This is a genomic window from Rhodococcus jostii NBRC 16295, from assembly GCF_001894825.1.
GTDB classification, from domain to species: domain Bacteria; phylum Actinomycetota; class Actinomycetes; order Mycobacteriales; family Mycobacteriaceae; genus Rhodococcus_F; species Rhodococcus_F jostii.
Genome location: NZ_BCWY01000073.1, coordinates 21,778 through 47,825, shown reverse-complemented (window position 1 = coordinate 47,825; position 26,048 = coordinate 21,778). Strand labels below are relative to the sequence as shown.

The 26,048-nt window shown below is 65.0% G+C and carries 24 protein-coding genes and 3 pseudogenes; 11 read left to right on the top strand and 16 right to left on the bottom strand.

Annotation, left to right across the window (positions count from 1 at the left end; all coding sequences use genetic code 11):
* Both RJ1_RS49030 and RJ1_RS33495 read left to right on the top strand, forming a co-directional pair.
* A pseudogene (locus RJ1_RS49030) lies at positions 1–191 on the top strand (SDR family NAD(P)-dependent oxidoreductase); the annotation flags it as partial.
* Complete coding sequence (locus RJ1_RS33495) at positions 168–434, top strand: SDR family NAD(P)-dependent oxidoreductase (protein WP_369691065.1); 267 nt, start codon at positions 168–170, stop codon at positions 432–434. The pseudogene RJ1_RS49030 and the gene RJ1_RS33495, both read left to right, overlap by 24 nt.
* A 230-nt stretch (positions 435–664) precedes the next feature.
* Here the strand turns inward: RJ1_RS33495 and RJ1_RS49025 are convergent, their stop codons facing one another.
* The 11 genes from RJ1_RS49025 to RJ1_RS33440 all read right to left on the bottom strand — a co-directional run bounded on the left by RJ1_RS49025 (position 665) and on the right by RJ1_RS33440 (position 11,937).
* Positions 665–1,927 carry an Lsr2 family DNA-binding protein gene (locus tag RJ1_RS49025; RefSeq protein WP_073366756.1) on the bottom strand — a complete coding sequence of 421 codons (1,263 nt, stop codon included), beginning with the start codon at positions 1,925–1,927 and terminating at the stop codon, positions 665–667.
* Positions 1,928–2,554: 627 nt separating this feature from the next.
* Positions 2,555–3,172, bottom strand: a complete 618-nt coding sequence (locus tag RJ1_RS33485) for a PIN domain-containing protein (RefSeq protein WP_240319660.1) — start codon at positions 3,170–3,172, stop codon at positions 2,555–2,557.
* A 45-nt stretch (positions 3,173–3,217) separates the two neighbouring features.
* Positions 3,218–3,628, bottom strand: coding sequence for a helix-turn-helix domain-containing protein (locus tag RJ1_RS33480; protein ID WP_073366764.1), 411 nt, complete (start codon positions 3,626–3,628; stop codon positions 3,218–3,220).
* Between the two features lie 85 nt (positions 3,629–3,713).
* Complete coding sequence (locus RJ1_RS33475; RefSeq protein WP_073366754.1) at positions 3,714–4,496, bottom strand: DUF3109 family protein; 783 nt, start codon at positions 4,494–4,496, stop codon at positions 3,714–3,716.
* The gene (locus RJ1_RS33470; protein WP_240319661.1) at positions 4,493–5,065 is read right to left on the bottom strand and encodes a beta-ketoacyl-[acyl-carrier-protein] synthase family protein; all 573 of its coding nucleotides are present in this window, start codon (positions 5,063–5,065) and stop codon (positions 4,493–4,495) included. The genes RJ1_RS33475 and RJ1_RS33470 overlap by 4 nt, the downstream gene beginning before the upstream one ends.
* 657 nt (positions 5,066–5,722) lie before the next feature.
* On the bottom strand, positions 5,723–6,178 hold the full coding sequence (locus RJ1_RS33465; RefSeq protein ID WP_073366752.1) for a MaoC family dehydratase: 456 nt from the start codon (positions 6,176–6,178) through the stop codon (positions 5,723–5,725).
* On the bottom strand, positions 6,175–6,948 hold the full coding sequence (gene fabG / locus RJ1_RS33460; RefSeq protein WP_073366751.1) for a 3-oxoacyl-ACP reductase FabG: 774 nt from the start codon (positions 6,946–6,948) through the stop codon (positions 6,175–6,177). Before fabG ends, RJ1_RS33465 begins: the two co-directional genes overlap by 4 nt.
* Before the next feature lie 395 nt (positions 6,949–7,343).
* On the bottom strand, positions 7,344–8,180 hold the full coding sequence (locus tag RJ1_RS33455) for an SDR family oxidoreductase (protein WP_073366750.1): 837 nt from the start codon (positions 8,178–8,180) through the stop codon (positions 7,344–7,346).
* A 135-nt stretch (positions 8,181–8,315) separates the two neighbouring features.
* A complete protein-coding gene (locus RJ1_RS33450) occupies positions 8,316–9,359 on the bottom strand; it encodes a helix-turn-helix transcriptional regulator (protein WP_240319662.1) in 1,044 nt (347 codons plus the stop codon).
* Positions 9,356–10,876: a long-chain-fatty-acid--CoA ligase gene (locus tag RJ1_RS33445; protein WP_073366749.1), complete on the bottom strand. Its 1,521-nt coding sequence runs from the start codon at positions 10,874–10,876 to the stop codon at positions 9,356–9,358. The genes RJ1_RS33450 and RJ1_RS33445 overlap by 4 nt, the downstream gene beginning before the upstream one ends.
* Before the next feature lie 44 nt (positions 10,877–10,920).
* Entirely contained in the window at positions 10,921–11,937 is a 1,017-nt protein-coding gene (locus RJ1_RS33440; RefSeq protein ID WP_240319663.1) for a polysaccharide deacetylase family protein, read from the bottom strand.
* A 187-nt stretch (positions 11,938–12,124) separates the two neighbouring features.
* On the opposite strand from RJ1_RS33440, the gene RJ1_RS33435 reads away from it, so the two are divergent.
* Positions 12,125–13,135, top strand: coding sequence for an NADP-dependent oxidoreductase (locus tag RJ1_RS33435; RefSeq protein ID WP_073366747.1), 1,011 nt, complete (start codon positions 12,125–12,127; stop codon positions 13,133–13,135).
* A 545-nt stretch (positions 13,136–13,680) separates the two neighbouring features.
* Here the strand turns inward: RJ1_RS33435 and RJ1_RS33430 are convergent.
* Positions 13,681–13,845 (bottom strand): annotated as a pseudogene (locus tag RJ1_RS33430) (NADP oxidoreductase); the annotation flags it as partial.
* Positions 13,846–14,042: 197 nt separating this feature from the next.
* Complete coding sequence (locus RJ1_RS33425; protein WP_073366746.1) at positions 14,043–14,597, bottom strand: A24 family peptidase; 555 nt, start codon at positions 14,595–14,597, stop codon at positions 14,043–14,045.
* 73 nt (positions 14,598–14,670) lie between these two features.
* Here RJ1_RS33425 and RJ1_RS49020 point away from each other — a divergent pair.
* Together RJ1_RS49020 and RJ1_RS33415 are read left to right on the top strand one after the other, a co-directional pair.
* Positions 14,671–15,331, top strand: a pseudogene (locus RJ1_RS49020) (ISL3 family transposase).
* A 388-nt stretch (positions 15,332–15,719) separates the two neighbouring features.
* The gene (locus RJ1_RS33415; protein WP_073366745.1) at positions 15,720–17,114 is read left to right on the top strand and encodes an IS1380 family transposase; all 1,395 of its coding nucleotides are present in this window, start codon (positions 15,720–15,722) and stop codon (positions 17,112–17,114) included.
* A gap of 191 nt (positions 17,115–17,305) precedes the next feature.
* Here the strand turns inward: RJ1_RS33415 and RJ1_RS33410 are convergent, their stop codons facing one another.
* Positions 17,306–18,103, bottom strand: a complete 798-nt coding sequence (locus RJ1_RS33410; RefSeq protein WP_083400406.1) for an IS5 family transposase — start codon at positions 18,101–18,103, stop codon at positions 17,306–17,308.
* 425 nt (positions 18,104–18,528) lie between these two features.
* On the opposite strand from RJ1_RS33410, the gene RJ1_RS46935 reads away from it, so the two are divergent.
* The 4 genes from RJ1_RS46935 (at position 18,529) to RJ1_RS33385 (ending at position 22,897) form a co-directional block, all read left to right on the top strand.
* A complete protein-coding gene (locus tag RJ1_RS46935; RefSeq protein WP_162850309.1) occupies positions 18,529–18,765 on the top strand; it encodes a hypothetical protein in 237 nt (78 codons plus the stop codon).
* 189 nt (positions 18,766–18,954) lie between these two features.
* Positions 18,955–20,769: a zinc ribbon domain-containing protein gene (locus tag RJ1_RS33395; protein WP_073366743.1), complete on the top strand. Its 1,815-nt coding sequence runs from the start codon at positions 18,955–18,957 to the stop codon at positions 20,767–20,769.
* Positions 20,770–21,315: 546 nt separating this feature from the next.
* Positions 21,316–21,723 (top strand): YciI family protein, encoded by a 408-nt coding sequence (locus RJ1_RS33390; RefSeq protein ID WP_073366762.1) that lies wholly within the window; start codon positions 21,316–21,318, stop codon positions 21,721–21,723.
* 25 nt (positions 21,724–21,748) lie between these two features.
* Complete coding sequence (locus RJ1_RS33385; protein WP_073366742.1) at positions 21,749–22,897, top strand: RNA polymerase sigma factor; 1,149 nt, start codon at positions 21,749–21,751, stop codon at positions 22,895–22,897.
* Between the two features lie 39 nt (positions 22,898–22,936).
* On the opposite strand, the gene RJ1_RS33380 is transcribed toward RJ1_RS33385, so the two are convergent.
* Both RJ1_RS33380 and RJ1_RS33375 read right to left on the bottom strand, forming a co-directional pair.
* The gene (locus tag RJ1_RS33380; protein WP_073366761.1) at positions 22,937–23,170 is read right to left on the bottom strand and encodes a hypothetical protein; all 234 of its coding nucleotides are present in this window, start codon (positions 23,168–23,170) and stop codon (positions 22,937–22,939) included.
* A gap of 158 nt (positions 23,171–23,328) precedes the next feature.
* Positions 23,329–24,231: an SGNH/GDSL hydrolase family protein gene (locus RJ1_RS33375; RefSeq protein WP_083400699.1), complete on the bottom strand. Its 903-nt coding sequence runs from the start codon at positions 24,229–24,231 to the stop codon at positions 23,329–23,331.
* A 154-nt stretch (positions 24,232–24,385) separates the two neighbouring features.
* Here RJ1_RS33375 and RJ1_RS33370 point away from each other — a divergent pair, with 154 nt between their 5' ends.
* Both RJ1_RS33370 and RJ1_RS33365 read left to right on the top strand, forming a co-directional pair.
* Positions 24,386–25,312, top strand: a complete 927-nt coding sequence (locus tag RJ1_RS33370) for a metal ABC transporter substrate-binding protein (RefSeq protein ID WP_174695051.1) — start codon at positions 24,386–24,388, stop codon at positions 25,310–25,312.
* Positions 25,309–26,046, top strand: a complete 738-nt coding sequence (locus RJ1_RS33365) for a metal ABC transporter ATP-binding protein (RefSeq protein ID WP_073366741.1) — start codon at positions 25,309–25,311, stop codon at positions 26,044–26,046. Before RJ1_RS33370 ends, RJ1_RS33365 begins: the two co-directional genes overlap by 4 nt.
* Positions 26,047–26,048: the final 2 nt, after the last annotated feature.

Genomic DNA, 26,048 nt, shown 5'->3' with positions numbered 1-26,048 from the left:
ATCGTCGACCGCATCTACGCCGTCAACGTCAAGACACCCATCTTCCTGGTACAGGCCCTGGCCCCACACATGACCGAAAACGGTGGCGGCGTCGTAATCAACCTCGGCTCATGGGTGGCCCGCCTCGGAATCCCACACGGCCCATCTACGCCTCCTCCAAGGCCGCGATCGAGAGCCTGACCCGATCCTGGGCCGCGGAATTCGGCCCGAAGGGGCTCCGCGTCAACGCCGTCTCCCCCGGCGTCATCCGCCCCGCCGGACCCGACACCGACTCCCCCGCCGACACATTGATGCACTCCACACCCGCAGGCCGGCCCTGCACCGCCGAAGACATCGCCCACGCCGTGCTCTACCTCGCCTCCGACGACGCCCGCTTCGTACACGGCACCGTCCTCGACGTCGACGGCGGACGCATCGGAGTCAACACCGTATAGATGCATGCGGCGGAAACCGAACGCCTGCGCGGACCCACGACCATGGCGTGAATGCCGCCGTAGGACCCAGCTCCCCGGCGGGTTCCGCCCCGGCGGGGCGGGCACATCCCGATCACCGGCGAAAACGAAGAAGGTCGACCTCCACGGTGCCGAACACGTGATCACCCGAGACGGCGTACCGCGGCAACAGGAGTCGGTCGGTCACGCTCAACGGCGGCCCCCCACCCGTTTCAACCGAGCGGGAGCGGCAACTTCGCCGCAGCGTCATGGAATGCTCGCACAATCGCGGCCGAAATCCGACCGCGGAAGGACACTTTACGGCCCTCCCCGATCGCCCACTCGCGAATCTCCTTGGTCGTCGCCTTCGCCGGAGCGGAGCCCGCCGCCGCTCCCGTCACCGGAGCCTTCTTCACGGCCGTCACATCCGCAGCCGCCTTCGCCCCTGCCGTCTTCGCCACCGACGTCTTCACCGGAGCCTTCCCCGCAGCCTTCTTCTTCACGGCCGTCGTCTCCGCCGCCGATTCCACAGCCGCCGTCTTCGCCCCTGCCGTCTTCGCGCCCGACGTCTTCGCACCCAAAGTCTTCGCACCCGACGTCTTCGCACCCGACGTCTCCGCCGGAGCCTTCCCCGCGACTGCCTTCTCCGCGACTGCCTTCTCCGCGACCATCTCCTTCGCAGGCGTCTTCTTCGCCGGCACCGCTTCTGCCTGAACCTCCTTTGCCTGAGCGTCATGGAAGGCTCGCTCGATCTCGGCCGAAACCCGACCACGGGGCGACACTTCACGGCCCTCCCCGATCGCCCACTCGCGAATCTCCTTGGTCGTCGCCTTCACCGGAGCCTTGCCGACCGCCGCCGCGCTCTTCGCCGGCGCCTTCGTCGCGATCTTCTCCGCGACCGTCGTCTTCGCAGCCGTCTTCTCCGCGACCGTCTTCTCCGCGACCGTCTTCTCCGCGACCGTCTTCTCCGCGGCCGACGACTTCGCGGCTACCTTCCTCGCTGGCGCCGTTTCTGCCTGAGCGTCAAGGAACGCTTGCTCGATCTCGGCCGAAACCCGACCACGGGGCGACACTTCACGGCCCTCTCCGATCGCCCACTCGCGAATCTCCTTGGTCGTCGCCTTCGCCGGAGCCTTGCTGACCGCCGCCGCGCTCTTCGCCGGCGCCTTCGTCGCGATCTCCTCCGCGGCCGTCGTCTTCGGCGCTGTTGTCTTCGCCGCCGTCTTCTTCGCAGCCGCCTTCTTCGCGACCGTCTTCTTCGCGACCGTCTTCTTCGCGACCGTCTTCTTCGCGACCGTCTTCTTCGCGACCGACGATTTTGCGGTTACCTTCCTCGCTGGCGCCGTTTCTGCCTGAGCGTCATGGAAGGCTCGCTCGATCTCGGCCGGAATCCGACCGCGGGGCGACACTTCACGGCCCTCTCCGATCGCCCACTCACGGATCTCCTTGGTCGTCCTCTTCGCCGAACCTTCGGAATTCCTCGGTGATACCGCCATCGTGCTCTCCTTCTACATCGGCAATCGTCGACCGCACACAGTAACGGCAGGTCCGTCTCGGTAATGAGGAAGCTCACCCGAACTGACATTTCAATTGTCTAAAGACATTGTCCATGTGGGCAGACCACCACGACCCTCTTGGAACTCAAACTCACATTCACCGAGCCTCCTGCAGGACGAGCGTGGCTCGCCATGGCAGGGGTTGATCTCCAACGAAATACCGAAATTGTCTCGGCGGCTGGGGATTTAGTGTGGCGGCTGTGACGATTTCTGTGTTCAGGGCGGCGAGCGGGCGTGCGCCTTGCGGCCCACCGTCTACTCACCGACGACTGTGCCGGAAATTTCGGCGGTGCAGCGTCTCCCGGACTCGGGTCGCAGCGGTACCGAACCCTACGGCGCAGGCGCGCGCTGGGGCGGCCCCGCGGCACCAGCCCGCCCGATCTGAACGCGAATCACTTCCTGGTCGACGAGTCCTGTCGCACCAGTACCGCGCCGCCCGCGATCGCCTGCGAGATCCAGGTGGCCACACGCTGGAGTATCTCGGTGGGAGGCCGAGCTGATCTCGTCGCCCAGCGGCCACTATCTACGCGCGACGCAATCACTTAATGCCAGGCCGGACCGTAGCGGTCATTCCGCGGTGGCGGTGAGCGGACGTGCGAGCGCGTCGGCGACGGCTCGACTGCGCATCATTTCGCGGATCACCTGCGCGAAATCTGTTGCCCCAGCAGCCTCCAGGGAGGCAGGAAGGTTGAACGCACCGCCGCGCCGCCGGTGGTAGTCGATCTGCTCGAGCAGCACTTCGCGCACCGCGGCAGGTGAGCTCTGGTTCACCAGCATCAGGAAGTCATCCGCCGTGTACACCTCGTAGGCGAGGATCTCGTCGTTCGCTGCAGCGAAGTCCAGGAACCGTTTGTCGTCGGTCACGACATATTGGACTCGGCCGTGCTCGGCGGCGGCGTGCAGGTGGGCGTCGTAGTCGTCGGTGTACGTGAGGCCGGAATCGATGACATAGCCTCTAATCCGGCCGCGTGGGGACACCGCGATGACTCGGTCCCGAATCCCGCCGACCTGCGCGTCAGAGTACTGCGGGTGCTTCTTCCGAATGTGATAGACCAGCTCAGCGAGGATGTCCTCGGTCCACCTCAGGTGGAACATCGGCGCCCGCCGAATGGCGAGGAGACATATCCAGTCCCTCAGCGTCCTCGAATAGAGGACGTTTGCATCCGTCAGAACCCCTGCACTCACCCGACGAGGATAAACGCAGGGGTCCCGTGGGACGCGGAGCACCGGTCAGTACGTCATGCCTTCTGCGTCTTCGAACGCGCGAAGGTCATCGAACGCTACTCGCTGCGCGTCACGCAGTCGCTCTTGGTAAGCAATGACGTCGCTGCTCTTCAACCGGGTGTGGCTACCGACTTTGTGGGCGGGGATCTCGCCCTCGCCGATGAGCTTCATTAGCGTCGGGCGGGATATATCCAGCATCTGGGCCGCGGTCGTGGTGGTGACCTCACTCGGCACCGACCCGATCGTGACGGTGCCGCCAGCGGCAACAACTGCCACAACCGCGGTAAGGATCCGCGCAAGCTCCGGTGGTACCGCCGACTCCAGGTTGCGGGGATCGACCGCGCCGGCCTGCTCGACCTCCGTGGAAGTGACCGTGAGGGTGGTCTTTGCGGCCCGATCGGTCACTACTGCGCTCATCTCAAGCACCTCCTATGCCACAAATCGTAGCGATTTGCACTTATAAGTGCAAACTACTTTGGTTCGCGCACTCCCCAACAACCCATCAGTGGGAATTCTTCTCGGCGATCGCGGTCGCCGGGTGCACGGCGACCAGGCCGAGGACTTGGCGTCGCTTGCACAGCCGCGCGAGTTCCCGATATGCGGCCTCACCGAGCAATTCGGTGAGCTCCGGCGCATACGACTGCCACACCGCCCTGGCGCCGACGTGCGCGTCCGGCGAGCCGGAGCAGTACCAGTCCAGGTCCGCGCCGCCCTCACCCCAGCCGCGGCGGTCGTACTCGGTGATCGTCGTCTTCAGGATCTGCTCTCCGTCGGGTCGCTCCACCCATTCCTGGGTGCGCCGGATCGGCAGCTGCCAGCACACATCCGGCTTCACCTCGAGCGGCTCGATGCCGCGCTCGAGCGCCATCGAGTGCAGCGCGCACGCGATGCCACCTGCGAATCCGGGACGGTTGAGGAAGATGCACGCCCCCTGGTAGCGGCGGGTGCGCAGCGCCGGCTCGTCCTCGAGCTCGTCCTCCTCGATGTATCCCCTCTTCCCGAGACCCTGCCTCATGAACTGCCAGTCCGCAGGCCTGAGCAGCTTCACGGACTCGTGCAACCTCTCGACATCCTCCTCGTCGGACAAGAAGGCGCCGTGCGAGCAGCAGCCGTCGTCGGGTCGGCCCGCGATGATGCCCTGGCAGGCCGGGGTGCCGAATACGCAGGTCCAGTGCGAGAGCAGCCACGTCATGTCCGCGGCGATGAGATGCTCTGCGTTGTCGGGATCGAGGAACTCCACCCATTCCCGAGCGAAGTCGAGCGCAACCTCGGGGCTGGGCATCATCTTGCGTGCACGCCCTGATTTACGTGCTGACACAGATCCCACGGTAGCCGACCCAGATCACCGACAGGCACTGATCGGACTGCCGTCCGGGAGCACACGATGCCCGATCCGAATCTCGCCGATACTCCCGTAATACCACCGCTGCGTCGTGTGACGTGCCGGGACGCGGCGAGCGCGTCCGGCGCAAGTCCGACCGCATCCTCGACGGCGTCGAGGATCGAGCGCCCAACCGGGTGGACTGCCCAGAGGTCGATCGATTCCTTGTTCGCTCCAGCGAGGATCGTCTTCAGATTTTGCTCGTCGAGTGCGCGGGACAGTGCGCCGGGAACCTTGCCGGAAAGCACCATGTCGAAGCCGATACCGCCGATCCGCCATGCGATCAGGTCCGCCGTGTCCGGCACCATGACCGCGTTGAACGAGTTCAGGGCGATGCCCTCCTCGTCGGCCGATATCAGGACTGCGGCGCATCCGTCACCGAACACGAGGAACGACAGCATCGTCTCGAGGGAGTGCGACTTCTGCAGGTGGAGCGAGCACAGCTCCAAGCTGACCACCAAGACGCGGGGCAAGGGGTTCGGATCGCACGATGTGGTGGGCGAGCTTGAGACCGTTGATGCCCACGAGCAGCCCATGAACCCGACTATCCGACCTCATGCCACAGCAATACACACTTCACTGCACTTTTTAGGCAGAGATTGTAACTATTGCGCCAGAGCGGGGAAGGTCGATGACGAGACCGGCGCACACCGGGCAGTGCGTCAGAGCGAGCGCAGCACCGAGTGCGGGGCCTTTCCGATGGCCGGCCCGGAAGATGCGCATTCGCGCACCTACCTGCCAGGACTGGGATGAGCTGAGTGTCCACTGAGCCGCGGATCGGGGTGACCAAGCCGCAACCCGCTCCCCACACGACAGAGCCAATTCCTCCCGTGGCAACAACCGACACTGGGAAGCCGGCGACCACTCAACCGAACCCGCGGAGGACGGTCAGCTTCCGTTGTTACGTCAGGCGCGACCTGGACGTCGAGGGGTAACGAGCGAGGTCAGGGCTCACGCGACGGCGACCACGTCGCGACGGAATACTTCGAGGAAATAGCGTCGATATTGCAGCATCCTTCCACCGTGACGACTGATCTCCGCAGGTCAGATGTCAACCAATGCGGGTGCAGCCCCATCGACATTCGTCATCGTGCAATCTATCCAGTGGGGATTAAGCAAATCTCGCGACGTTAATTCGGGACGTAGATGCTGACGATCTCAGCAATACAAACCGGCTTGTCGGCATCCTCGCGTTCGATCGTGAGGGCCGTGACGACTTGGACCCCCGAGGGAACGGTATCAACGTTTGCGATGTCAACCGCAGCCCGGATCCGTGAGCCGACGGGTGCGGGTGCTGGGAATCGAACCTTGTTCGACCCGTAGTTGATCCCCATTCGAACGCCCTCGACGACGTAGACCTCCCATACAAGCATCGGGATCATCGAAGTCAGCAGATGCCCGTGGGCGATGGTGGCGCCGAACGGTCCGTCAGCAGCGCGTGGTGGATCGACGTGAATCCACTGGTGGTCACCCGTTGCGTCAGCAAATGCATCGATTTTCTCCTGGGTGAGTTTGTGCCATGACGAGTGGCCGATCCGGGTGTTCGCCACGGCCTGCAGTTCGTCGATTCCGTTGAGCGTCTTCATATCTTGGATCCTCCGGTGACGTAGAGAACCTGCCCGGAGACGAATCCGGCTTCCTCACTTGCAAGGAATGAGATCGCGTGTGCGATGTCGTCGGGGATCCCAACTCGGGCGACGGGGATGTCGGCGGCCGCCCTCTTCTTGAGTTCGTCGAATTTCATTCCCATTCGGGCTGCCGTCGCGGCGGTCATCTCGGTCTCGATGAAACCGGGAGCAACGGCGTTGGCGGTAACGCCGAATTTGCCGAGTTCGAGGGCGAGGGTCTTGGTGAAACCTTGCAGCCCGGCTTTGGCTGCGGCGTAGTTTGCTTGACCGCGGTTTCCGAGCGCCGACACGCTCGAGAGGTTGATGATTCGTCCGAAACCAGCCTGAGTCATGTGTCCCTGGACCTCTCTCGTCATCAGGAACGAGCCACGTAAGTGGACGTTCATCACGGTATCCCAGTCGGTCGCCGACATTTTGAACACAAGATTGTCGCGGGTGATGCCGGCGTTGTTGACCAGAACGACCGGTGCCCCGAGCTCTGCCGTGATCTTGTCCACTGCTTTCTCGACAGCAGTTCCGTTAGAGACGTCTGCGCCGACAGCAAGTGCGGTGCCCCCGGCCTGGGTGATCGTGTCGACCACGTTCAGGGCGGCGGCTTCGTCGAGGTCGAGGACGGCGACAGCGTGCCCGTCTGCTGCGAGCCGCTGTGCGACGGCGGCGCCGATTCCCCGTGCGGCACCGGTGACGATGGCGGTGCGGCGGCGTTCGGGATGAGGTGATGCGCTCACGAAATGAGGTTCCTTCCAGGGATTGGATGTGACTTCGGGTCAGGAGAGCCGTTCGAGGAGCAGGGCCATGCCCTGTCCTCCGCTACGCACATGGTTTCGAGGCCGGGCCCCGCGCGGGTCTGCCCAGGTTCGGCCTCCTGCGATGGCCCCACCGTTGACGTTGGCGCTGAGAAGCGCTCGGTGCGGGCTTGGGGCGTACACGTTGACGATGCGCGCGAGTGGAGTGATTTTGGCCATCTGGACGGTGAGGTCATCGGGCCGAATGTCCGTCAATGAGCCCGTGATCGTTTTCCCGATCGGTGAACGGCGGTGGCGGCGATAACGGGCTTCAGGCATGGGTTGTTCCTCGAATCGGTGATTGCTGTGTGTGGAAGAAGGTGCAGGTTGGTTCTCATTCAGCCGGCGCAGCCGGAGATCCCGCCGTCGAGCGGAATGATGCTGCCGGTCAGATAGGAGCCGGCACGGGAGGCCAGGAACCGGACCGTGCCGATCAGATCGTCGGTTTGTCCGTAGCGGCCCAGTGGGACGCGCTCGAGGAGCTCGGACTCGACCTCTGGATCCGCCGCGACGTGTCCGAGCATGTCCGTCAGGATCGGGCCGGGGGCGATCGCGTTGACGGTGATGCCCTCGGACGCCAATTGCTTGGCCAGATGGCGGGTGAGCATGTGCAGCCCCGCTTTGCTCGCACTGTAGGAGTAGTTCTCCCAGCTCGGCGTTGCCAAGGCATCCACGCTGCCGATGTTGATGACGCGAGCGGGCCGGTCGGGGCGTGCCGCATTGCGCAGAAGCGGAAGCGTGCCCGTGATGAGGTAGAACGGAGCGACAAGGTTGGTGTTGAGTACCTTCGTCCACCCGATGAGGGGAAACTCTTCAAGTGCTGCACCCCAGGTGGCCCCGGCATTGTTCACCAGGATGTCGATGCTTGTCAGGTGCTCGCCGAGCCAGTCGACCAGACCGGTCATCCCTTCGGCCGATGACAGGTCACCGGCGACGGGGGTGCAGCGTCCTGCCGTTCCCGCAGCGTCTGCCTCAGCATTGATGGCTTCGGCCGTCGCGCGGCACTGTTCTTCCTTTCGGCTGGTGATGACTACCTGGGCACCGCCCAGTGCCAGGCCGCGGGCGATCATGGCGCCGATCCCTCGTGAGCCACCGGTGACGACGGCGGTCCTCCCGGCGACGGAGAAGAGGGAGTCGAATCCCGGTCGCACTTCGGAGGTCGTTGCACTATTCATGCTCTCTACGCTAGGACCGTATTGGCGTTATCTCTTGGGGGGCAGCGCATTCCGCTTGCACCGCGCGCAAGGCATGAGCAGGCCCGCGGGCAGGTCCGGGTCGTCACGCTCGAGCCGACCCGCGGGTCTGCTGTTTCAGTCGTTTTCGGATGCCGCGGAACGTGTGTCGGATGGGCGCTCACCGAAGGCTCGCCGGTACGCGTTACTGAAGGTGCTGAGGTCGCCGAACCCCGAGGAGTATGCCACCTGGGTCACGCTCTGGTGGCTCCAGCCACGGTCCTGCAGACGCAACCGGGCCAACGCCAGACGCTCCTCTCGGATGAGGTCCGACGGTGTTGTCCCAATCCGCTGCAATTGGGCCTGAACGTGCCGGAGCGACCAGCCGAGGCGCGTCGCGACCACGGCTCCTGTGAGGTTCGGGTCGTGCGCATTCTCCCGAACAAAGCGCCGGATGGCGGTGACCAACCCCTCCTGAACGTCGACGCAAGGGGCGGCGGTGTCCGCGTTGTAGGTGAGCGCCACGAGATCCACGATTCGGTCGGCGATCGCGTCGAACTGACTGCCGGTGAGCTCGTGCCGCTCCCTGCGCAGACTACTGACCACGTCGACAACGATGCGTCCCAGTCCAGATGTCGCATCGAGGACGGTGCCGGCGTGCGGCAATGTCGGCACCCGCGCCTCGATCCGGTCACGTGGAATCACGAATGCAACAGAGGAGAAGCCATCCCCATGGCGCAGAACGGTCGCGGTGTCCAGCGATGTGAGAGCCATGACCGCCGGTGTGATCGTGGCTTCACGACGATCCTGCTCGAGGATCACTTCACCGCGGACCGGTATGAGCAGTTCGTAGGCGCCATGTGGATGTCGGCGGATGTCCGCTGCCGTGCGGGAGAGGACCTCCGCTTCGCCCCACCAACGAATTAGCTGGTACGTGTCCGAATGCTGATGCTCAAGGGTTCCCTGGTAGCTGTCCGCAAGGGAGAAGGCCATCGGACAGTGGATCGACGAGACCTGATCGCGCCACCAATCACCGCGCTCGCGCTGGTCGTGCTCGTTGCTTCGCAACGTATCGACGGAATACAACGTCACAACACCTTCTCGCACCGGTATGCCGAAACTGCGACTCGTGCCACAGTCGACGCTAGCGCGCGCCGGCGCCCACGCCAACGGCGTGATCATCGCAGAGCCCGCTTGAGGAGCTTTCCTGTCGCGTTCATCGGCAAGGTGTCCCTGAACTCCACCAGGCGCGGGTACTTGTAAGCCGCCAACCGTTCCCGTGACCAGCCGATCAGGTCTTCCTCCTTCAACTCCGATCCGGGCTCACGGATGACGAAGGCTTTCACTTCCTCACCGATTCGCTCATCGGGGATTCCGACGACGGCCACGAGGCTGACCTCTGGATGGCCGATGATCACCTCCTCGAGCTCGCGCGGGTAGACGTTGAAGCCTCCCCGCACGATCAAGTCCTTGGCGCGATCGACGATGAAGTAGTAGCCGTCCTCGTCTCGCGTTGCGATATCGCCCGTGCGGAACCAGCCGTCGCGGATCACTTCCTGTGTCGCCTCGGGCCGCCCCAGGTATCCCTTCATCACGTTGTATCCACGTACGACGAGTTCTCCTGGTTCACCGGCGGGAACCTCGTTCCAGTGCTCGCCGATGAGCTTCACCTCTACTCCCCAGATCGGTTTGCCGATCGATCCCGACCGGTTTGGTTGGTCGAGCGGGTTGAACGTGACGGTCGGACTGGTTTCGGAGAGTCCGTAGCCTTCCCGGATTCCGACACCGAAGACATCCCGGAACCGCTCCAGCACATCGACGGGCATGGCAGCTGCGCCGGAAAGCGCGATTCGCAGGAGACCGGCGAGGTCAACGTCCATTCCGTCAGCGGCCTTGTTGAGCAGAGCCCAGTACATCGTCGGGACACCGGCGAAGACCGTCACCCGGTGCTGCGTCATCAACGCCAAAGCCTCGGCTGCGCCGAATCGTGGCAGCAGGACCAGGGTGGCACCCATTGCGAAACCGGCGTTCAGCTGGACGGTCTGTGCGAACGAGTGGAAGAGCGGAAGAGTGACCAGATGTACGTCGTCGGCGCGGGCGTCGAGCAGTTGGTTATGCCCGATGGCGCTGAGGACCATGTTGGCGTGGGTGAGCTCCGCCCCCTTCGCCTTGCCGGTCGTCCCGCTCGTGTACAGGACCACCGCAGTGTCCGTTGCCTCGGTCACCTGCAGGACCTCTTCCGCGGGGTGTTCGGCCAATGCGTCAGCCAAGGTTGTTCCCACGCCTGGCTCATCGAGCAATGCCGAGCCAAGGGTGACCAGATGCTCGCAGGACTCGACGTCCTGGAATCCGCGCCACGCCTCGTCGTCGAGCCCCGGCACGGTACAGAAGTACGCCGTCGCGCCCGAGTCACGGAGGTGGTAGGCAACCTCCTCGCGCTTGAGCATCGTGTTGAGCGGCACGACGGCTCCACCGGCCTTGAGGATGCCGAAGTAGACGATCGGAAACTCGACGACATTCGCGATCGTCAGGGCAACGCGGTCGCTTGGGCGCAACCCCCGTGAGAGAAGAAAACGGGCAACACTGTTCGCGGCCGCGTCGATTTCACCGAAGGTGAGGGTTCGGTCACCTTCGATGACAGCGGTTCTGGTGGGAGTGCGTCGAGCAGTGTCGGCAAGCATGGTGGCCAGGTTGAGCATGATCCTGCTTTCAGATGATGACGTTGTGAATGTGGATTGCCGACTCAGGACCAATCCCAGTCATATTCAGCTCCCACCCGCTTCGCCAGCGGCTTGAACATGCGCTCTTCGTAAGTCGCCATCGTGTCGAGGCCGGGAATGGGCGCGAGGTTCAGGATCTCGGCAAGCCGCTCGACGTCGAGTTCAGGTTTCGGCAAGCCCGCAGCAAGCGCGAACCTCTGTAGCTGGTTGGTGAAGCTCTCATTACACGGCGGCTTCCCGAAGTTCACCGGATGCTTCATCGCCTCATCGAGGGTGACAAACTCCACGCCACGCTCGAGGAATGCCTCGAGGATCGGAGCGAGGGTGTCACGAGAGATCGTGGTGCCGTGTACGAGCCAGATGAGAGGCGCGTCGGCACCGAACAGGGTGTGCGCGGTATCCGCGTGCTTGTAGAGCATGTCAACCGCGGTCGACACGTGCAGGTCGCGTACCTGCTTCTGCACGGCCTTGTCGCCGAGGGTCATCGCGCGGAAGTACGGCATGATGAACGCGAAATCACTGAACCAACTGGTGATCGGGGCAGTGCGGTAGCCGAGATCTGCGATGTACTTCTCGACTTCCCCTCGACGTCGTTCGGATCCTGAGGGCATGTCCATGGGGTACCGGAAGTACTTCGACGGTGCGGCGTCGATCAGATGACCGATGTACTTCTCGGCCGTCTCAAAATCGCATCGGAATGCCGCGTCGGGCATCCAGCGCAGCGGCGCATGCTGATGAGTGTGGTTGCCCAGGTGATGGCCCGCTTCGGCCCACGCCTCGAACGCCTCCATTTGCTCTGGCTCGTTCTCGAGCCGGTAAGTGTGAGAGAAACCGTAGGTCCCCTGCAGTCCGTAGTCGTTCAGCGTTTTCGCCACAGACCGCGTGATGTCGGTGGGAGTCGTGTCGTCCGGCATGGGAACGCCGTCCCACAGGACGAAGTCATCGATCGTGACCGCAATTTTGAGAGGTCGGTCGGCGCGTGTGTCATTCATTGCGTTGACTCCGGATCTTCTAGGAGGGCTCCTCGGCACGAAACCCATTTCCCACCGACCCTATGAAGTGATGGACATCACGTCTTGGCTGTTTGCGCGCACCTGCTTTCCTCAGGCGCATCGCATTCGGCATTGAGATGCGCGCTGTGCGCGCTCTTCGAATCCCGTGCGCATAGGGCCGAGTTTCGCCTTGTCATGACTTCTACCGTCGTTGGTGACGAAGGAGTAGCACACCGTGAATTCATCACAACAGATCGTCCTGGCGCAGCGCCCCCACGGCCACGTGAGCTCGGAGGACTTCCGCGTGGAGGACGTCACCCTGCCCGAACTCGAGTCTGGCGACGTCGCACTCGAGACCCTCTTCATCTCGGTCGATCCGGCCATCAGGGGCTGGCTCGACGACCGACCGAGTTATCTTCCGCCAGTCGCCATCGGAGAGCCGGTTCGCGCTTTCGGTCTGGCCCGCGTGACGGCGTCACGCAACAGCAACTTCACCGCGGGCCACATCGTTCGTGGCTTCGTCGGCTGGCAACGGCGCCAGATCGTCAGCTCGCCCGGTACCGACTGGGACCGGATCGCACCACGCGAGGACGTTCCCCTGGAGCACTACCTTGGCGTCCTCGGGATGACGGGCCTGACCGCGTGGGCCGGAGTGTGCGACATCCTGCGGCCGGAACCAGGGCACACCGTCTTGATCTCCGGCGCCTCCGGCGCAGTCGGAAACGTGGCTGTCCAGCTCGCGAAGCAGGCGGGCGCACAGGTTGTCGGCATCGCAGGAGGCGCCGAGAAGTGCTCGATGGTGGCCCGGCTGGGCGCCGACGCCGTCGTCGATCGCAAGGCCCCTGATTGGAAGGACCAGCTCGAGGCGGCAACACCGGACGGCATCGACCGCCTCTTCGAAAACTCGGGGGGCCCGATGCTCGAGGCATCGATCGCCCGGCTGAACAACCACGCACACATCGCGTTGTGTGGCCTGATCGACGGCTACAACTTGACCGAACGCCCGTCCGGCCCAAACAATTTCGGACAGCTTCTCACCAAGCGAATCCTCACACAGGGATTCGTCGTGCTCGACTACATGGACCGCGCAGCAGAGGTTGAAGCCACGCTCGGCGAACTCATCAGTTCCGGACAGTTGGAGGCCGTGCAATCGGTATTGCCCGGATTCGAGCAGCTGCCGGCCGCCTTCGTGGACTCGTTCTCCAACGGCCACCCGGGCAAGCTCATCATCGATCTGACAGCGTAGCCAGCCTCCGAAGGCCACCTCAGTCGGAGGTACGTATCCCGTCACCGCGCGTCCGGGATGCAGCCTCCGACGCATGCAAGGGATATCCGGCCGACTTTTGCCTGGGAGCTGGTGGAGTCCCTGGGAGCTGTATGCATTAAGGGCAGTCGAGTGCGCCAGACCTTGTGTTTGAACGCGCTGCGGAGCGGCGACGGCACCGGAAGTGGCGTTCAGCGATTGTGCATGTCCAACAAGTTGTGCGTCAACGAGCCAAATCAGGACACCCCGGCTAGCGCGGGTCGTGATGTGGTGATGTGCAGGCAGGCCACCCCGGAGCCAGCGGGACCGAATCGTCGACCAGGTCCCGATCCGGGTCCACCGCCCGCAACGCCACCGAAATGACCACCGCCCGCGCGCTGCCCAGCGGCTGGCCGTGCACCGATCGGGCGCCCGCGCGCCCGCGGTTACGATACCAATGCCGTCCTGGGCGCGCGCGTCGCACCAGACCTAACCCACTGGCCGAGCGGCGTCTTCCCATTCGGGAACCGCCGCTCGATACCGAGCGCTCACTCTGCCGCAGCACGCCACTCGTCTGCGCGCTCGCGGGTTGCCTGCGCCAGTGCCTTCAACGTAGCTTCCCGATCAAAATTCTTGCCGTAGACCGGGGTTCCCGGCTGCTGGCGCCAGGAATCTTCGACTGTGCCCGCGTCGACAGGGTCGAAGCCGAGCTGTTCGTCGCGTTCGGGCTGATGATGACCGGCCCCGGAACTGTGCGCCGCCCTCGCCGAGGAGACCGGCGACCCGGCGGTGACCCGGGGGCTGGTTTTCCCCTCAGAAGGAACCACGCCACCAAGTTATCCGCATCGCACCTCGGCGCGGTTGAACTTGGCCACCACCACCAGGCAAAACCTAGGACTCCGTGCGGCGTTTAGATCCAGACGATCCACCACATCGGGGGGACCGCGATCGCCAGCGCGGTTCCGGCGACGAGGAAGGGGGCGAAACCGAACTCCCCCAGATCCTTCCGTCGTCCGATCAGTTTCACCCACAGCATCACCACGAGCGCGAGGACGTTCGGTAGCAACATCCCTGAGAGCACATTCATCCATCCGACCCATCCCAGGGCAGCACCCAGAATGAAACTCAAACGCACGTCGGCGAGCCCGGGGTAGCCGCGGGTGACGATCGCGAAGGCAAGGTTGAACGCGAACACCAGCATGCCGGCGAGAAGAGCGCGCCCACCTGCCGCAGGATCTTGATCCACCGCCACAGCGAATGCCCCGAACATCAGGCCCACTGCAGTGGTCAACCGGATCAACGTCAACGGAAACCGCAGCGTGAAGTGATCGATCCACGCTGCCCACACGCACAGCAGGATCAGTGCAAGCCAGGCCGTCAAGATCGCGTCGCCGCCGGCGAGCAGTACGGCGCCAAACCACATTCCCGCGGTCATCAACCGCACCGTCGACGAATTACTCGACACCCGACGACTCGACCGGCTCTACCGCATCGGCGTCGACGAAATCTGCTACCGACACCCGCACAAGTACCTGACCGTGATTGGCGACCACGACACCAAGACCGTGGTGCCTATCGAACCCGGCCGAAGCACTGAATCTCCCGCGGCCTTCTATGAGCAGCACAAGAGTCCGACCTCGACTCGATCGAGTCGGTATCGATGGACGGATCGAAGGCCTATCGCGTCGCCACCGAGGAATACGTGCCGAACGCCCGAATCTGCTTCGACCCCTTCCATGTCATGCAGTGGGTGAACCGGGCGTTGGACCGAGTGTTCGCCGACGCCTCCTCGGCCAACCGCCGCAGGATCGAGCTCTCGAGTGGCAGTTGGCGCAAGGTCCGAATCGCGTTGCGAACCGGCGCCGAACGACTCACCGACCAGCGCCGCGCCCTGGTCGACACCCTCACAGATCAGGATCAGCACGTCGGGCAGCATGGAGACTGAAAGAGCAAATGAGGGACTTGTTCCGCACCGTCAAACCCTCACGCGCCAAACGCCATCTACGCACATGGATCGACGACGCCGCCAACAGCGGAATCCCCGCATTCACAATGCTCGCCCATCAGATCGACAAGCACTACGACGGAATCATCGCCGCAGTAGAACTCGGTATCTCCAACGGACTCATCGAAGGTATCAACTCAAAGAGCAGACTGATCGACGCACGGGCTACGGGCACCACTCAGCCAGAACGCTGACATCAATGATCTACCTGAACCTCGGAGGAATCGACGCCAAACTACCCACACAAAGGTGAGGAGCGCCATGCGTGTTCGAATAGTCACCGCCTGGCGACAGTCCCCGGCGGAACTCGCACGCAAGGCGAATCGGTCCGGTGTCAGTGGGCGTGTCCGGCGGGGAAAGAGATCGCCCCGTCGTCGCCCACGCAACCACCTTGGACCGGGCCACTGCCGAAGAAGGGTCCGTTGACCGGTCCAGTGCCGTTTGCGGGGGCAATCAGCTCTTAGCCTGGATCCGTGGAGACTACGCAGGCCGTAACGGCGTGTGAATGACGAAAGCGCCTCCCGTAGTGAGACAATCAAGATTCTCACATCACGATCGTCCACATACGGAAGGGCACTTTCGGTGCAATCATCGCACACGTTCACGGCTGGGTCCGCGGTGTTCGACGAATACAATCTCGTGTCGGCGGCCGGGCTGGTCCCGGTCCTCGAACTCGCCGAACAGGCCGGCCTGTCGGAGCTGATCGACGGCCATGTCGACCTCGCCTCCACGCGGGTGGCCTCGGGTGCCGCGAACCCGGTGGGGAAACTGACCTCGATCATCGCCGGGATGTGTACCGGAGCGGACAGCATCGACGATGTGGACACGATCCGCGCCGGCGGCACCCCGATTCTCTTCGACCAGGTGTACGCCCCGTCGACATTGGGGATTTTTCTGCGCGAGTTCACCTTCGGGCACAGTCTGCAGCTCGGGGCGGTGCTGCGCCGGCATCTGATCGCCCTCGCCGCCCGCACCCCGCTGCTGCCCGGCATCGCCGGCCGAGCCTTCCTCGACATCGACTCACTGCTGCGGCCGGTGTACGGGCACCAGAAACAGGGAGCGTCCTACGGGCACGCGAAAATCGCCGGCCGGGCCCTGCTCCGCAAGGGCCTGTCCCCGCTGGTCACGACCCTGTCCACCGCGAACAGCGCCCCGGTGATCGCGGAGATGCGGCTGCGCGCCGGCAAGACCGGATCCGGCCGCGGCGCCGCCTCCCAACTGCGCTCGGCAATCAGCACCACCCGTGCCTGCGGCGCGACGGGCAAGATCATGGTCCGCGGCGATTCGGCGTTCGGTAACAAGGCCGTCATCGGGGCCGCGGTCGCCGCGGGTATCGAGTTCTCCCTGGTGATGACCCGAAATCCGCGGATCACCCGGGCCATCGAGAGCATCGACGAGCAGGAGTGGACGCCGGTGCACTATCCCGGTGCGGTGACCGACCCCGACACCGGGGAGCTGATCTCCGACGCCGAGGTCGCCGAGGTCGAGTACACGGCGTTCTCCGGACGCCACAAGGTCACCGCCCGCCTGATCGTGCGCCGGGTCAAGGACGCCAACCACCCGGATGCGTTGTTCCCGATATGGCGGCATCACCCGTTCTTCACCAATTCCGACCTGCCCACCGTCGACGCCGACATCATCCACCGCAAACACGCGATCGTGGAAACGGTGTTCGCGGACCTGATCGACGGACCACTCGCTCACATCCCGTCGGGGCGTTTCGGCGCGAACAGCGCCTGGGTGCTCTGCGCGGCGATCGCTCACAATCTGCTGCGCGCCGCCGGCACCCTCGCCGGCGGCCGCCACGCCGTCGCCCGGGGTGCCACGCTGCGCCGGCACTTGGTCAACGTCCCCGCCCGATTCGCCCGGCCAGCACGCAAACCCGTGCTCCACCTACCCGCGCACTGGCCCCGACAAGCGGACTGGACAACCCTCTGGGACAACATCATCGACTACGAACCGCCACAAGCGGCCTGACCCCAACACCCCGGCCACACGGCCCCGACCCAGGAACACCCAACGTGGACGAGCTGACAACCCGGTCAGCAGATCAGCCACGCCCGAACGCCGTCGCCCATCGGCATCAGCAAATAGATCGACCCGAAAATCACCGAGATCACCGATCCACGGATTGAGGCTTAGAGTGCATCTGAAAACTCTGGCTCGGGTCACGCCGTGCGGGCGAGTCGGCGTGACATGGTCGCGATCATGGCGATGTAGACCATCGCTTCGTGATGGTCGGGCCGCGTCTCGTAGTCGCGGACGCAACGCCGGTGTTTACAGATCCACGCGAAGGTCCGCTCGACCACCCACCGACGGGGAAGAACCCTGAACCCTTTAACATCGTCGGTGCGCTTGACGACCTGAACCATCAGTGACACAACTCGTTTCGACCAGTCGATCAGCCGTCCGGCATAGCCGCCGTCCGCCCAGACCAGGCTGATCGTCGAGAACTGGGCGTGCAGCGCAGCCAGCAGCCGGAACGCGCCGTCGCGGTCCTGAATCCCGGCCATCGTCACCACGACCGCCAACAACAGCCCGCTCGAGTCCACAGCGATGTGCCGTTTGCGCCCATTCGTTTTCTTGCCCGCATCGTATCCTCGACTCGACCGGGGCACGGTGTCGGCGCCCTGCACCGATTGGGAGTCGACGATCGCCGCGGACGGCAGCGGGTGGCGGCCGCCCTGGACCCGTACCCGGTCGCGCAGCGCGTCGTGAATCCGCTGCCACACTCCTGCCCGGACCCAGCGGGCGAAGATCGCGTACACCGTGGTCGCGGGAGGGAACTCGGCGGGCAACTGCCGCCAGGCGATCCCACCTCGAACGACATAGAAGATCGCATCAAGTACCAGACGGCGGCAGTGCTTTTCGGGACGACCACCACTGCCCGTGGTGTTGCCGGGTGGAGGAAGCATTGGTTCGAGAATCGCCCATTGAGCGTCGGTCACCGAGGATGACGAGTACACCGCGCACCGATGCCCGAACCCCTGATCCGGGGTAGGGCATGACGGACACAGTGCGATGAGCGATGATGGCAAGTGAACTCCTGGTCGGGTCGTGGCGTAAGCACCTACTGACCTACCAGGAGTTCACCCATTCCTCACCAGTCACACGCCGATCACCCCGAGTTTTCAGATGCGCTCTTACCGTAATCCCTGATACTTCCTGATCATTCCTGTTGCTGTCGGATCGTGCGGGTTCGGTGAGGCGGCGGCATACCCGAGCATGTCGGTGGTGGGGGTCCGGAAGGCCGCGTCGGAGGCCCGGTTACCGTCTCGGCGTACAGGTTCCGGTCAGCGAGTCCTCGATCGGGAGGATCTCGACGTCTACCTGGGTCGACCCACACCGGAGAGTGTTCGGGGCCGGCAGGGCGGAAGCGTTGTACTGCCGGGTGTCCGGCTCGACCGGCCGGGAATCCTCGCTCGCCGATCAGGAGAAGATGCTGCGTGAGAGTGACACCGGCACCGTGTACCGGGTCTACACCGATCGTGGTTCAGGTCTGCGGGAGAGACTCGAGCGGGACCGAATCGGATGCTCGACGACGCAGCCAAAGGGTCGCTTCACGGTGGTGCGGGTGGGGTGGCGGGATCGGTTGGCGCGGTTCTCCGGTGGCGTGGATCGGGCGTGACCTGTCGGTGGTCGGCGTTAAGGTCGAGGTCCTGCGTGAGCATGGGGACACGTCGCTGGTGAGGGGCTGAGGGATGACGTCATGGCATTGCTCGCTTCGTTTTCCGGCCGCTTCTACCCATTGCGGTCGAAGCGGAATCGACGTCGACTTGCGGGCGATGCGGCAGCACGGTTGGAGAGGGGCTAGCTGATGGCCGATACCGGTTTCACTGCGCTGCGGCAGTTCTCGTTCACCACCCGCCCCTACCTGGCTGTCGATCACGAGACCGGTGAGCCGATCGGGCGGGGCGACCTCGACGTGCGTGTCGGATGGCTGCTCGACCTGATCTCGGGCGCCGAAGCGCACCTGCTGGCGCGGCTGTGGCAACCGGCCACCTTCGATGTCCTGGCCGCCGGATGTGACAGCCACGGCCGGACACTGCCGATGCAAGGTCACGTCGCGGCTGCGCGTCTGGGCTGGACCCCGCACTACCCGGACGGTGTCTACGTTCCGTCGCGTGTCACGCGGGTGGTGACCGCGCAGGCAGTCGGCACTTTGCGGGCGCTGGCCTACCGAGACACCGCGATCATCGCACTGTCGGCCCGGTTCGACCCGGCCACCGGCCGCATCGCCGCACCCACCACTGCTGCGGAGTACGTCCCGTCCGGATTCGCCCGGGGCGTGGTGCGGCAGCTCACCGCGCGCGCACGCGCCGCCGCCGGCGCGGCAGACTCGGCAGACGCGCGGCTGCGGATCACCGACGTGCAGGCACCACCCAAGGTGTCGGCGATGGCTCGGCTTTCCGCAGCGGATCGACAACTCTCCCACCTCACCGTCACCGGCGCCGTCATGACGTTGACGGTGAAACTGCCCACCGCCGCCGCCCCGGCAGGCCGCGCGCAGTGGCGACGAGTCCGGTTGACCGCCGCGATCCCACCGCACCTGCACCGGCGGCCGATCAGCGAGTGGCATCTCCCGACCCTTCATCTCGACCACCGAGGTCTGCTGTTGCGATGCGCCGCCACCGAGGCAGTCCCCGCCGCTGATCTGACCTCGGGAACGACGGCGGTGGGCGTGGACTGGTCCCCGGCCACACTCGGTGCCGCCGCAATCACCACCCAAACCCCGGAGGGGCTGGTGTCGGACTATCGGGGTTTCACGTACGACGACCGAGGCCTCGGGATCAAACTGGCCCGCCTGCAAACCGAAGGGCAACTACTGCACGCCAAGGCGGCCCGACTGCGCCGGCTCGCCACCACCGCCCCGCCCGAGGTCCGCGCGGGGTTGGAGACGAAGATCGTCGTCCTCGACGAGCACCGCACCGCTGTCGGGGTAAAACGGGCAAAGATCAACCGGGAAATGGCGTTTCACTTCGGCTGCCAGGTTACCGGCCTCGCTGCCGCGGCCGGGGCGTCGGTGATCGCGGTCGAAGACCTCACCACCCTCGAAACCCGCGGGCACGGGCGCGTCAACAACAATCGGGCAGCGCAATCGGCCCGCCGCCAAGCCGTCGACGCTCTCACCCACACCGCCGCCGGTGTCGGTGTGACGGTGGTGTCCGTACCCGCACGCGGATCGTCCGCGTTGTGTCCGGGCTGCAACGAACCACTCTCGCGCCCCGGCGGCTACCACCGGGCATGGTGTGAGCAGTGCAAAATCGGCGGAAACCGTGACCATGTGGCGGCCGTGAACCTGGCCAAACGAGCATTGCTGGGACGCGAAAAAGCCGTTCGGAAGCGCGGCCGGAATCCGCAGATCCGGGTGATCGAGCATGCGCCGGTGCGCCGATGCCGCGACAAGATGTGTCCCACTCCGCGCAGGCCGCGGCATCGCCGTGTCCGTCGCAGTGCACCCGCCACGACACCCCGGGTGGGGGTGAACCAGACAAAGACTGTTCCTGCGCCACAAGCGTCGGTGTGGGACACGGTAAAACCCGCAACACCGCAGGGTGTTACGGGTAGCCGTGAAGAACATACATCTCCAACACCAGCCACGTCAGTGGCAGGAAATACGAGATCTATGTAGACGCTGATCCTATTCCCACACCCGTGACCCCGATGGCGCCACAGGAGAAACTGTGCGGACTGTTCGAATGGATATTCAGCTGGGTGCCGGGAGTATCCGGGTCTCCGTGAAGCGTCGGGTCCGCTGATGCGACACCGACACCGACACCGGCACCGGCACCGAGAGCGACGAGCGGCGCGATCGCGGCCGCTGCAATCGCCGTGCGTAATGCGAATGTGTTCATCTGATATCACCTTGAATCCATGTGTCGCCGGCGCTCTCGTGCCGGTCGATGATGCTCGGTCTCCCCCATCATTTCGCTGTCAACGTCCTCGATACGATCATCGTCCGAAATGCGCCGGCGATCATCCCCAGACGGCTCGGAACTCACGGAGCTGTTCCGAGCCGCATGGTCACTGGTGAGTCGCCGACCGGTTGCCCCGGCCTGATGATCTACTGGCAGAAGATTCTGGAAAAAGATGTGGCGAGGATGTCGAGACCTGCCCGGCGGCTCCGTCCCAGGGGCAGATGTGGCCACCGTGGCCGCACCACAGCAAGGAGACCGGCATGGCGAAGTACCTGTTTCTCAAGCACTACCGAGGCGCCCCGGAGTCCGTGAACAACGTCCCGATGGACCAGTGGACGCCGGAGGAGATCTCAGCCCACGTGCAGTACATGAATGATTTCGCGGCTCGACTCGAGGGCACCGGCGAGTACGTCGACAGCCAGGCGCTCTCGCCCGAGGGCATGTTCGTCCGGTACGACGGGGAGTGTCGACCGCCCGTCACCGACGGTCCCTTCGCGGAGACCAAGGACCTGATTGCCGGCTGGATGGTGATCGACGTCGACACCTACGAGCGCGCGCTCGAACTCGCTGGCGAGTTGTCGGCAGCCCCCGGAGCGGGCGGCAGGCCGATCCACGAGTGGCTGGAGGTGCGCCCGTTCCTCGGCGAACCGCCGACGGTCACCGAGTGACAGGATCGGAAGGGCGGATCGGGTGATGGACGAACTGCTGCTGCGGGAGCTGACTCCCGCGGTGATCGGCGTCCTCGTGCATCGCGGAGTGGACTTCGCGACCGCCGAAGACGCTGTGCAGGAAGCGCTCATCCAGGCCGCGCAGAGCTGGCCGGATCGGCAGCCTGCCGACCCGAAGGGCTGGCTGGTCACGGTTGCCTGGCGTAAGTTCCTCGACGCGCACCGCTCCGAGGCCTCGCGTCGGGACCGGGAGCAGCGGGTCGCGGTCGAGCCGTCACCCGGACCCACCGAGACCGCGGACGACACATTGCAGCTGTTCTTCCTGTGCGCCCATCCGTCGCTGTCCCCTGCCTCCGCGGTGGCTCTCACGCTGCGCGCCGTCGGTGGCTTGACCACCCGGCAGATCGCTCAGGCGTACCTCGTGCCGGAGGCGACGATGGCGCAGCGGATCAGCAGGGCCAAACGCACGGTCGGTGGCGTGAGGTTCGAGGAGCCAGGTGACCTGGCGACGGTGCGGCGGGTGCTCTACCTGGTTTTCAACGAGGGCTACACCGGCGACGTCGACCTGGCGGCCGAGGCGATCCGGCTCACCCGGCAGTTGGCTGCCGGCACCTCCGGTGACGAGGAGACTGCGGGGCTGCTGGCGTTGATGCTGCTGCACCACGCTCGGCGAGCGGCGCGGGCCCGGCCCGACGGCAGCCTGGTCCCGCTGGCCGAGCAGGACCGCTCCCGCTGGGATACCGCGCTGATCGCCGAGGGCGTTGCAGTTTTGCAGGCAGCGCTGGGCCGGGACCGGCTCGGTGAGTTCCAGGCACAGGCGGCGATCGCGGCCCTGCACGCCGACGCGCCGCGCGCCGAGGAGACCGACTGGGTGCAGATCGTCGACTGGTACGACGAGCTTCTGCGGCTCACCGGGAGTCCGGTCGTGCAGCTCAACCGGGCCGTCGCGATCGGCGAGGCCGATGGTCCCGCGGCCGGTCTCGCGGCCTTGGCCACGGTGGACCCTGGCGTGCCCCGCCACACCGCCGCCTCGGCGTACCTCCACGAGAAGGCGGGCGACATTCCGACCGCGGCGCGGTTGTATGCCGACGCTGCCCGGTCCGCCCCCAATCTCGCCGAATGCCACCACCTCACCCGGCAGGCAGCGCGGCTCACTCAGGCGTTGCACGGGTGAGCCGGTGGCGCATACCTCCGTCGTCGGCGCCGGGGTGGATCACATCCAGGGCATGTCGGGGTCGAGGGAGTGGGAGATCACGCCGTCGTCGGGTTCGAGGGGATAGTTCGCCGGGTGGTACAGCGGCCCGTCCTGCTGGGAGATCACTGCGGGTGTGGGTGCATACGGAGGGGGTGCGGCGTTGGCGGTCGCGGCCTGCGCCATCAGTGCGCCGAGGCCGAGGGCTACGCCGGCTGCGGCCGCTGCCGCAGTGCGGGTCTTGTTCGAAGTCATTCCGTTGCTCCTGTCCGATGTGTGGTTCCGCGTCGTGCGGACGAACACCAGCTTTCGCGAGGAACGGGCCCGCTGACACCGCCCCGAGGGGGTCGTTCTCCACCCGCCTGGGGGTGCAGGATCACCCCCTGGGGGTTCCGCGGTAGGGGCCCGGTCCCCTACCGGTAGGCGGCGACGACGAGCGCTGCCATCGCCGTCAGTCCGGAATGGTTCGGGTGCAGCGGCATCGCGAGCGATTGCGGAAGGAGGCCTTCGAACCACCGTCGATCGGATCCGGCGCACGCGTCGTGTCCTCGCGCCGCACCGGCAACGTCGACGAAGTGGGCGCCGTTCGTGCGTGCCGCGTCGGCGAGAACGTCGTTCATTCTCACGAAGAACTGCACGACCCATGCGGCGTCGGCGTCGCTTGTGGGGATGTACGGCCAGCAGCCGTGGTCGCCGAAGATGCCGCCGTGCCCCACCAGGAACACCGTGGCGGTGGGAGCTTTCGCGGTGATCGCGGCCAGGGTGGCGGACACCTTCGGGCCGAGTGCGGCGAGTGCGGCGTCGACGCGCCGCGCGGTGGTGGCGTCGGAGCGGCAGTTCGCGTCGGCTGCCGGGATCAGCGTGTAGCACGGCTCGACCAGTGAAGACCACGCGATGTCGTTTCCGCCGATGCTGACGGTGACGAGCGTCGTGTTCGGCGCGAGCGCGTCGATCTGTGGTGGCTGCGGTCCGGTGATGGTGAGTTGCGGCTTTTCCGTGATGTTTTCGGTCTTCGCTCCAGCACACGATCGGTCGACGAACGACCCCGCGTGGAGGGTGTCGGCAACGATCTGTGGGTAGCCGTCGGAGGTGCGGAAGCAGCCGTCGCGTAGTGACAGCGGATCGTCGAGCGACCCGGTGGCACGCGAATCCCCCAGGGCGACGTATCGAATGGCGGAATCGGGTACGGCTTCTGCCGCCGCGCACGGTGACCACACGAGTGTCAGCGCCGCCACGATCCCGAACAGGACCGTTCGCGGGATCGCGTTCACGACGATGTCCGGTGGCGAGCCGGGTCGTTTTTCGTCATTGCTCATCATATTGCGAGGCCGCTCCCTGTGCGCCGGATCCCGCGTCTACGGAGCGAGCACAGGTCTGGACCCCTCCTCCGTGCCGAACACCGAATATCCGCACTTGTGGTTTCGGCAGGCCGAACATTATGATTCGCCCGTGAAAACAACAGGCTTCAAGGTGGGGTTTCGGCGACCGCCGGCTGCTGGTGCCGCGGTGCTGACGGCGATTGCGGCGGCGCTGATGCTGTCGGGGTGCGGCGCGGTCGACGGGCCGGCGGACGGCAAACCGGTGGTGTTGACCACCTTCACCGTTCTCGCCGATATCGCCGGGAACGTCGGGGGTGAGCACCTGACCGTGGAGTCGATCACGAAGGCGGGGGCAGAAATTCACGGATACGAACCCACGCCGGGCGACATCAAGAAGGCGGCCGAGGCCGACCTGATTCTCGACAACGGGATGAACCTCGAGGCATGGTTCGCCCAATTCGTCGATGGGGTGGACGTCGAGCACGTGGTCGTCAGCAACGGTGTCGAACCGATCGCCATCGGGGAAGACGCCTACGCGGGCAAACCGAACCCGCACGCCTGGATGTCGCCGTTGAACGTGCAGATCTACGTCGACAACATGGTCACCGCGTTCAGCGAGCTCGATTCCGAACATGCCGACGACTACCGCGCCAACGGCGACGCCTACAAGGCTCGGCTACAGCAGGTGCAGGACGAGTTGGTTGCCGAGCTGGGCGCACTGCCGGTCAACGAGCGGGCGCTGGTCACATGCGAGGGCGCGTTTTCTTATCTGGCGCGCGATGCCGGGTTGACCGAGAAGTACATCTGGCCGGTCAACGCCGAACAGCAGGCCACGCCGCAGCAGATCACCTCGACCATCGAGTTCGTGAAGCAGAACCGGGTGCCTGCCGTGTTCTGTGAATCCACGGTGTCGGACGCGCCGATGCAACGCGTCGTGGAAGCGACGAACGCCCGTTTCGGTGGCACCCTCTACGTCGATTCGTTGTCGGAGGAGGACGGGCCGGTGCCCACGTACCTGGACTTGATCCGGCACGACGCCGATACCCTCACGTCCGCGCTGAACGGGACGCAATCATGACCACCGAGCCGGCCGTGGAGGTTCGGGACGTCACCGTCCGCTACGGTGACGTCCTCGCCCTCGACCAGGTCTCCCTCGCCCTCCGGCCCGGACGCGTGTGCGGTCTGGTCGGCATGAACGGGTCCGGCAAATCCACGTTGTTCAAGACGATCATGGGCACGGTCAAACCCGACGCCGGCACTGTCCGCATCAACGGCAACGCGCCGGCCACCGCACGCAAGACCGGTGTGCTGGGCTACGTTCCGCAGAGCGAAGACGTCGATTGGACGTTCCCGCTGTCGGTGCGCGATGTGGTGATGACCGGCCGCTACGGGCACATGGGGCTGACCAGGCGTCCCCGCAAAGCCGATCGCGACGCCGTCGATCACGCTCTCGAACGCGTCGAACTCACCGATCTGGCGGACCGCCAGATCGGACAACTGTCCGGCGGCCAGAAGAAGCGGACATTCGTTGCCCGGGGAATCGCCCAGGGCGCCACCATTCTTCTGCTCGACGAACCGTTCGCCGGGGTCGACAAGAGATCCGAAGCCACCATCACCGCGCTGCTGCGTGAACTCGCCGCCGCCGGCGCCGCAATCCTGGTCTCCACCCATGACCTGCACGCGCTGCCCACATTGGCCGACGAAGCGATCCTGCTGATGCGCACGGTCCTCCTGCACGGTGATCCGACGGTCGTTCTGCAACCCGAAAACCTGGCATCGGCCTTCGGCCTCGACGTGATGACAAGGACCTGAGA

What these genes read in the sequence shown, in the direction of transcription:
- RJ1_RS49025 (WP_073366756.1), bottom strand. Translation starts at nt 1,927, where the DNA reads ATGGCGGTATCACCGAGGAATTCCGAAGGTTCGGCGAAGAGGACGACC.
- RJ1_RS33480 (WP_073366764.1), bottom strand. Translation starts at nt 3,628, where the DNA reads ATGAGCGCAGTAGTGACCGATCGGGCCGCAAAGACCACCCTCACGGTC.
- RJ1_RS33475 (WP_073366754.1), bottom strand. Translation starts at nt 4,496, where the DNA reads ATGATGCCCAGCCCCGAGGTTGCGCTCGACTTCGCTCGGGAATGGGTG.
- RJ1_RS33465 (WP_073366752.1), bottom strand. Translation starts at nt 6,178, where the DNA reads ATGAAGACGCTCAACGGAATCGACGAACTGCAGGCCGTGGCGAACACC.
- RJ1_RS33455 (WP_073366750.1), bottom strand. Translation starts at nt 8,180, where the DNA reads ATGAATAGTGCAACGACCTCCGAAGTGCGACCGGGATTCGACTCCCTC.
- RJ1_RS33450 (WP_240319662.1), bottom strand. Translation starts at nt 9,359, where the DNA reads ATGATCACGCCGTTGGCGTGGGCGCCGGCGCGCGCTAGCGTCGACTGT.
- RJ1_RS33445 (WP_073366749.1), bottom strand. Translation starts at nt 10,876, where the DNA reads ATGCTCAACCTGGCCACCATGCTTGCCGACACTGCTCGACGCACTCCC.
- RJ1_RS33440 (WP_240319663.1), bottom strand. Translation starts at nt 11,937, where the DNA reads ATGGGTTTCGTGCCGAGGAGCCCTCCTAGAAGATCCGGAGTCAACGCA.
- RJ1_RS33395 (WP_073366743.1), top strand. Translation starts at nt 18,955, where the DNA reads ATGGCCGATACCGGTTTCACTGCGCTGCGGCAGTTCTCGTTCACCACC.
- RJ1_RS33390 (WP_073366762.1), top strand. Translation starts at nt 21,316, where the DNA reads ATGGCGAAGTACCTGTTTCTCAAGCACTACCGAGGCGCCCCGGAGTCC.
- RJ1_RS33385 (WP_073366742.1), top strand. Translation starts at nt 21,749, where the DNA reads ATGGACGAACTGCTGCTGCGGGAGCTGACTCCCGCGGTGATCGGCGTC.
- RJ1_RS33380 (WP_073366761.1), bottom strand. Translation starts at nt 23,170, where the DNA reads ATGACTTCGAACAAGACCCGCACTGCGGCAGCGGCCGCAGCCGGCGTA.
- RJ1_RS33375 (WP_083400699.1), bottom strand. Translation starts at nt 24,231, where the DNA reads ATGAGCAATGACGAAAAACGACCCGGCTCGCCACCGGACATCGTCGTG.
- RJ1_RS33365 (WP_073366741.1), top strand. Translation starts at nt 25,309, where the DNA reads ATGACCACCGAGCCGGCCGTGGAGGTTCGGGACGTCACCGTCCGCTAC.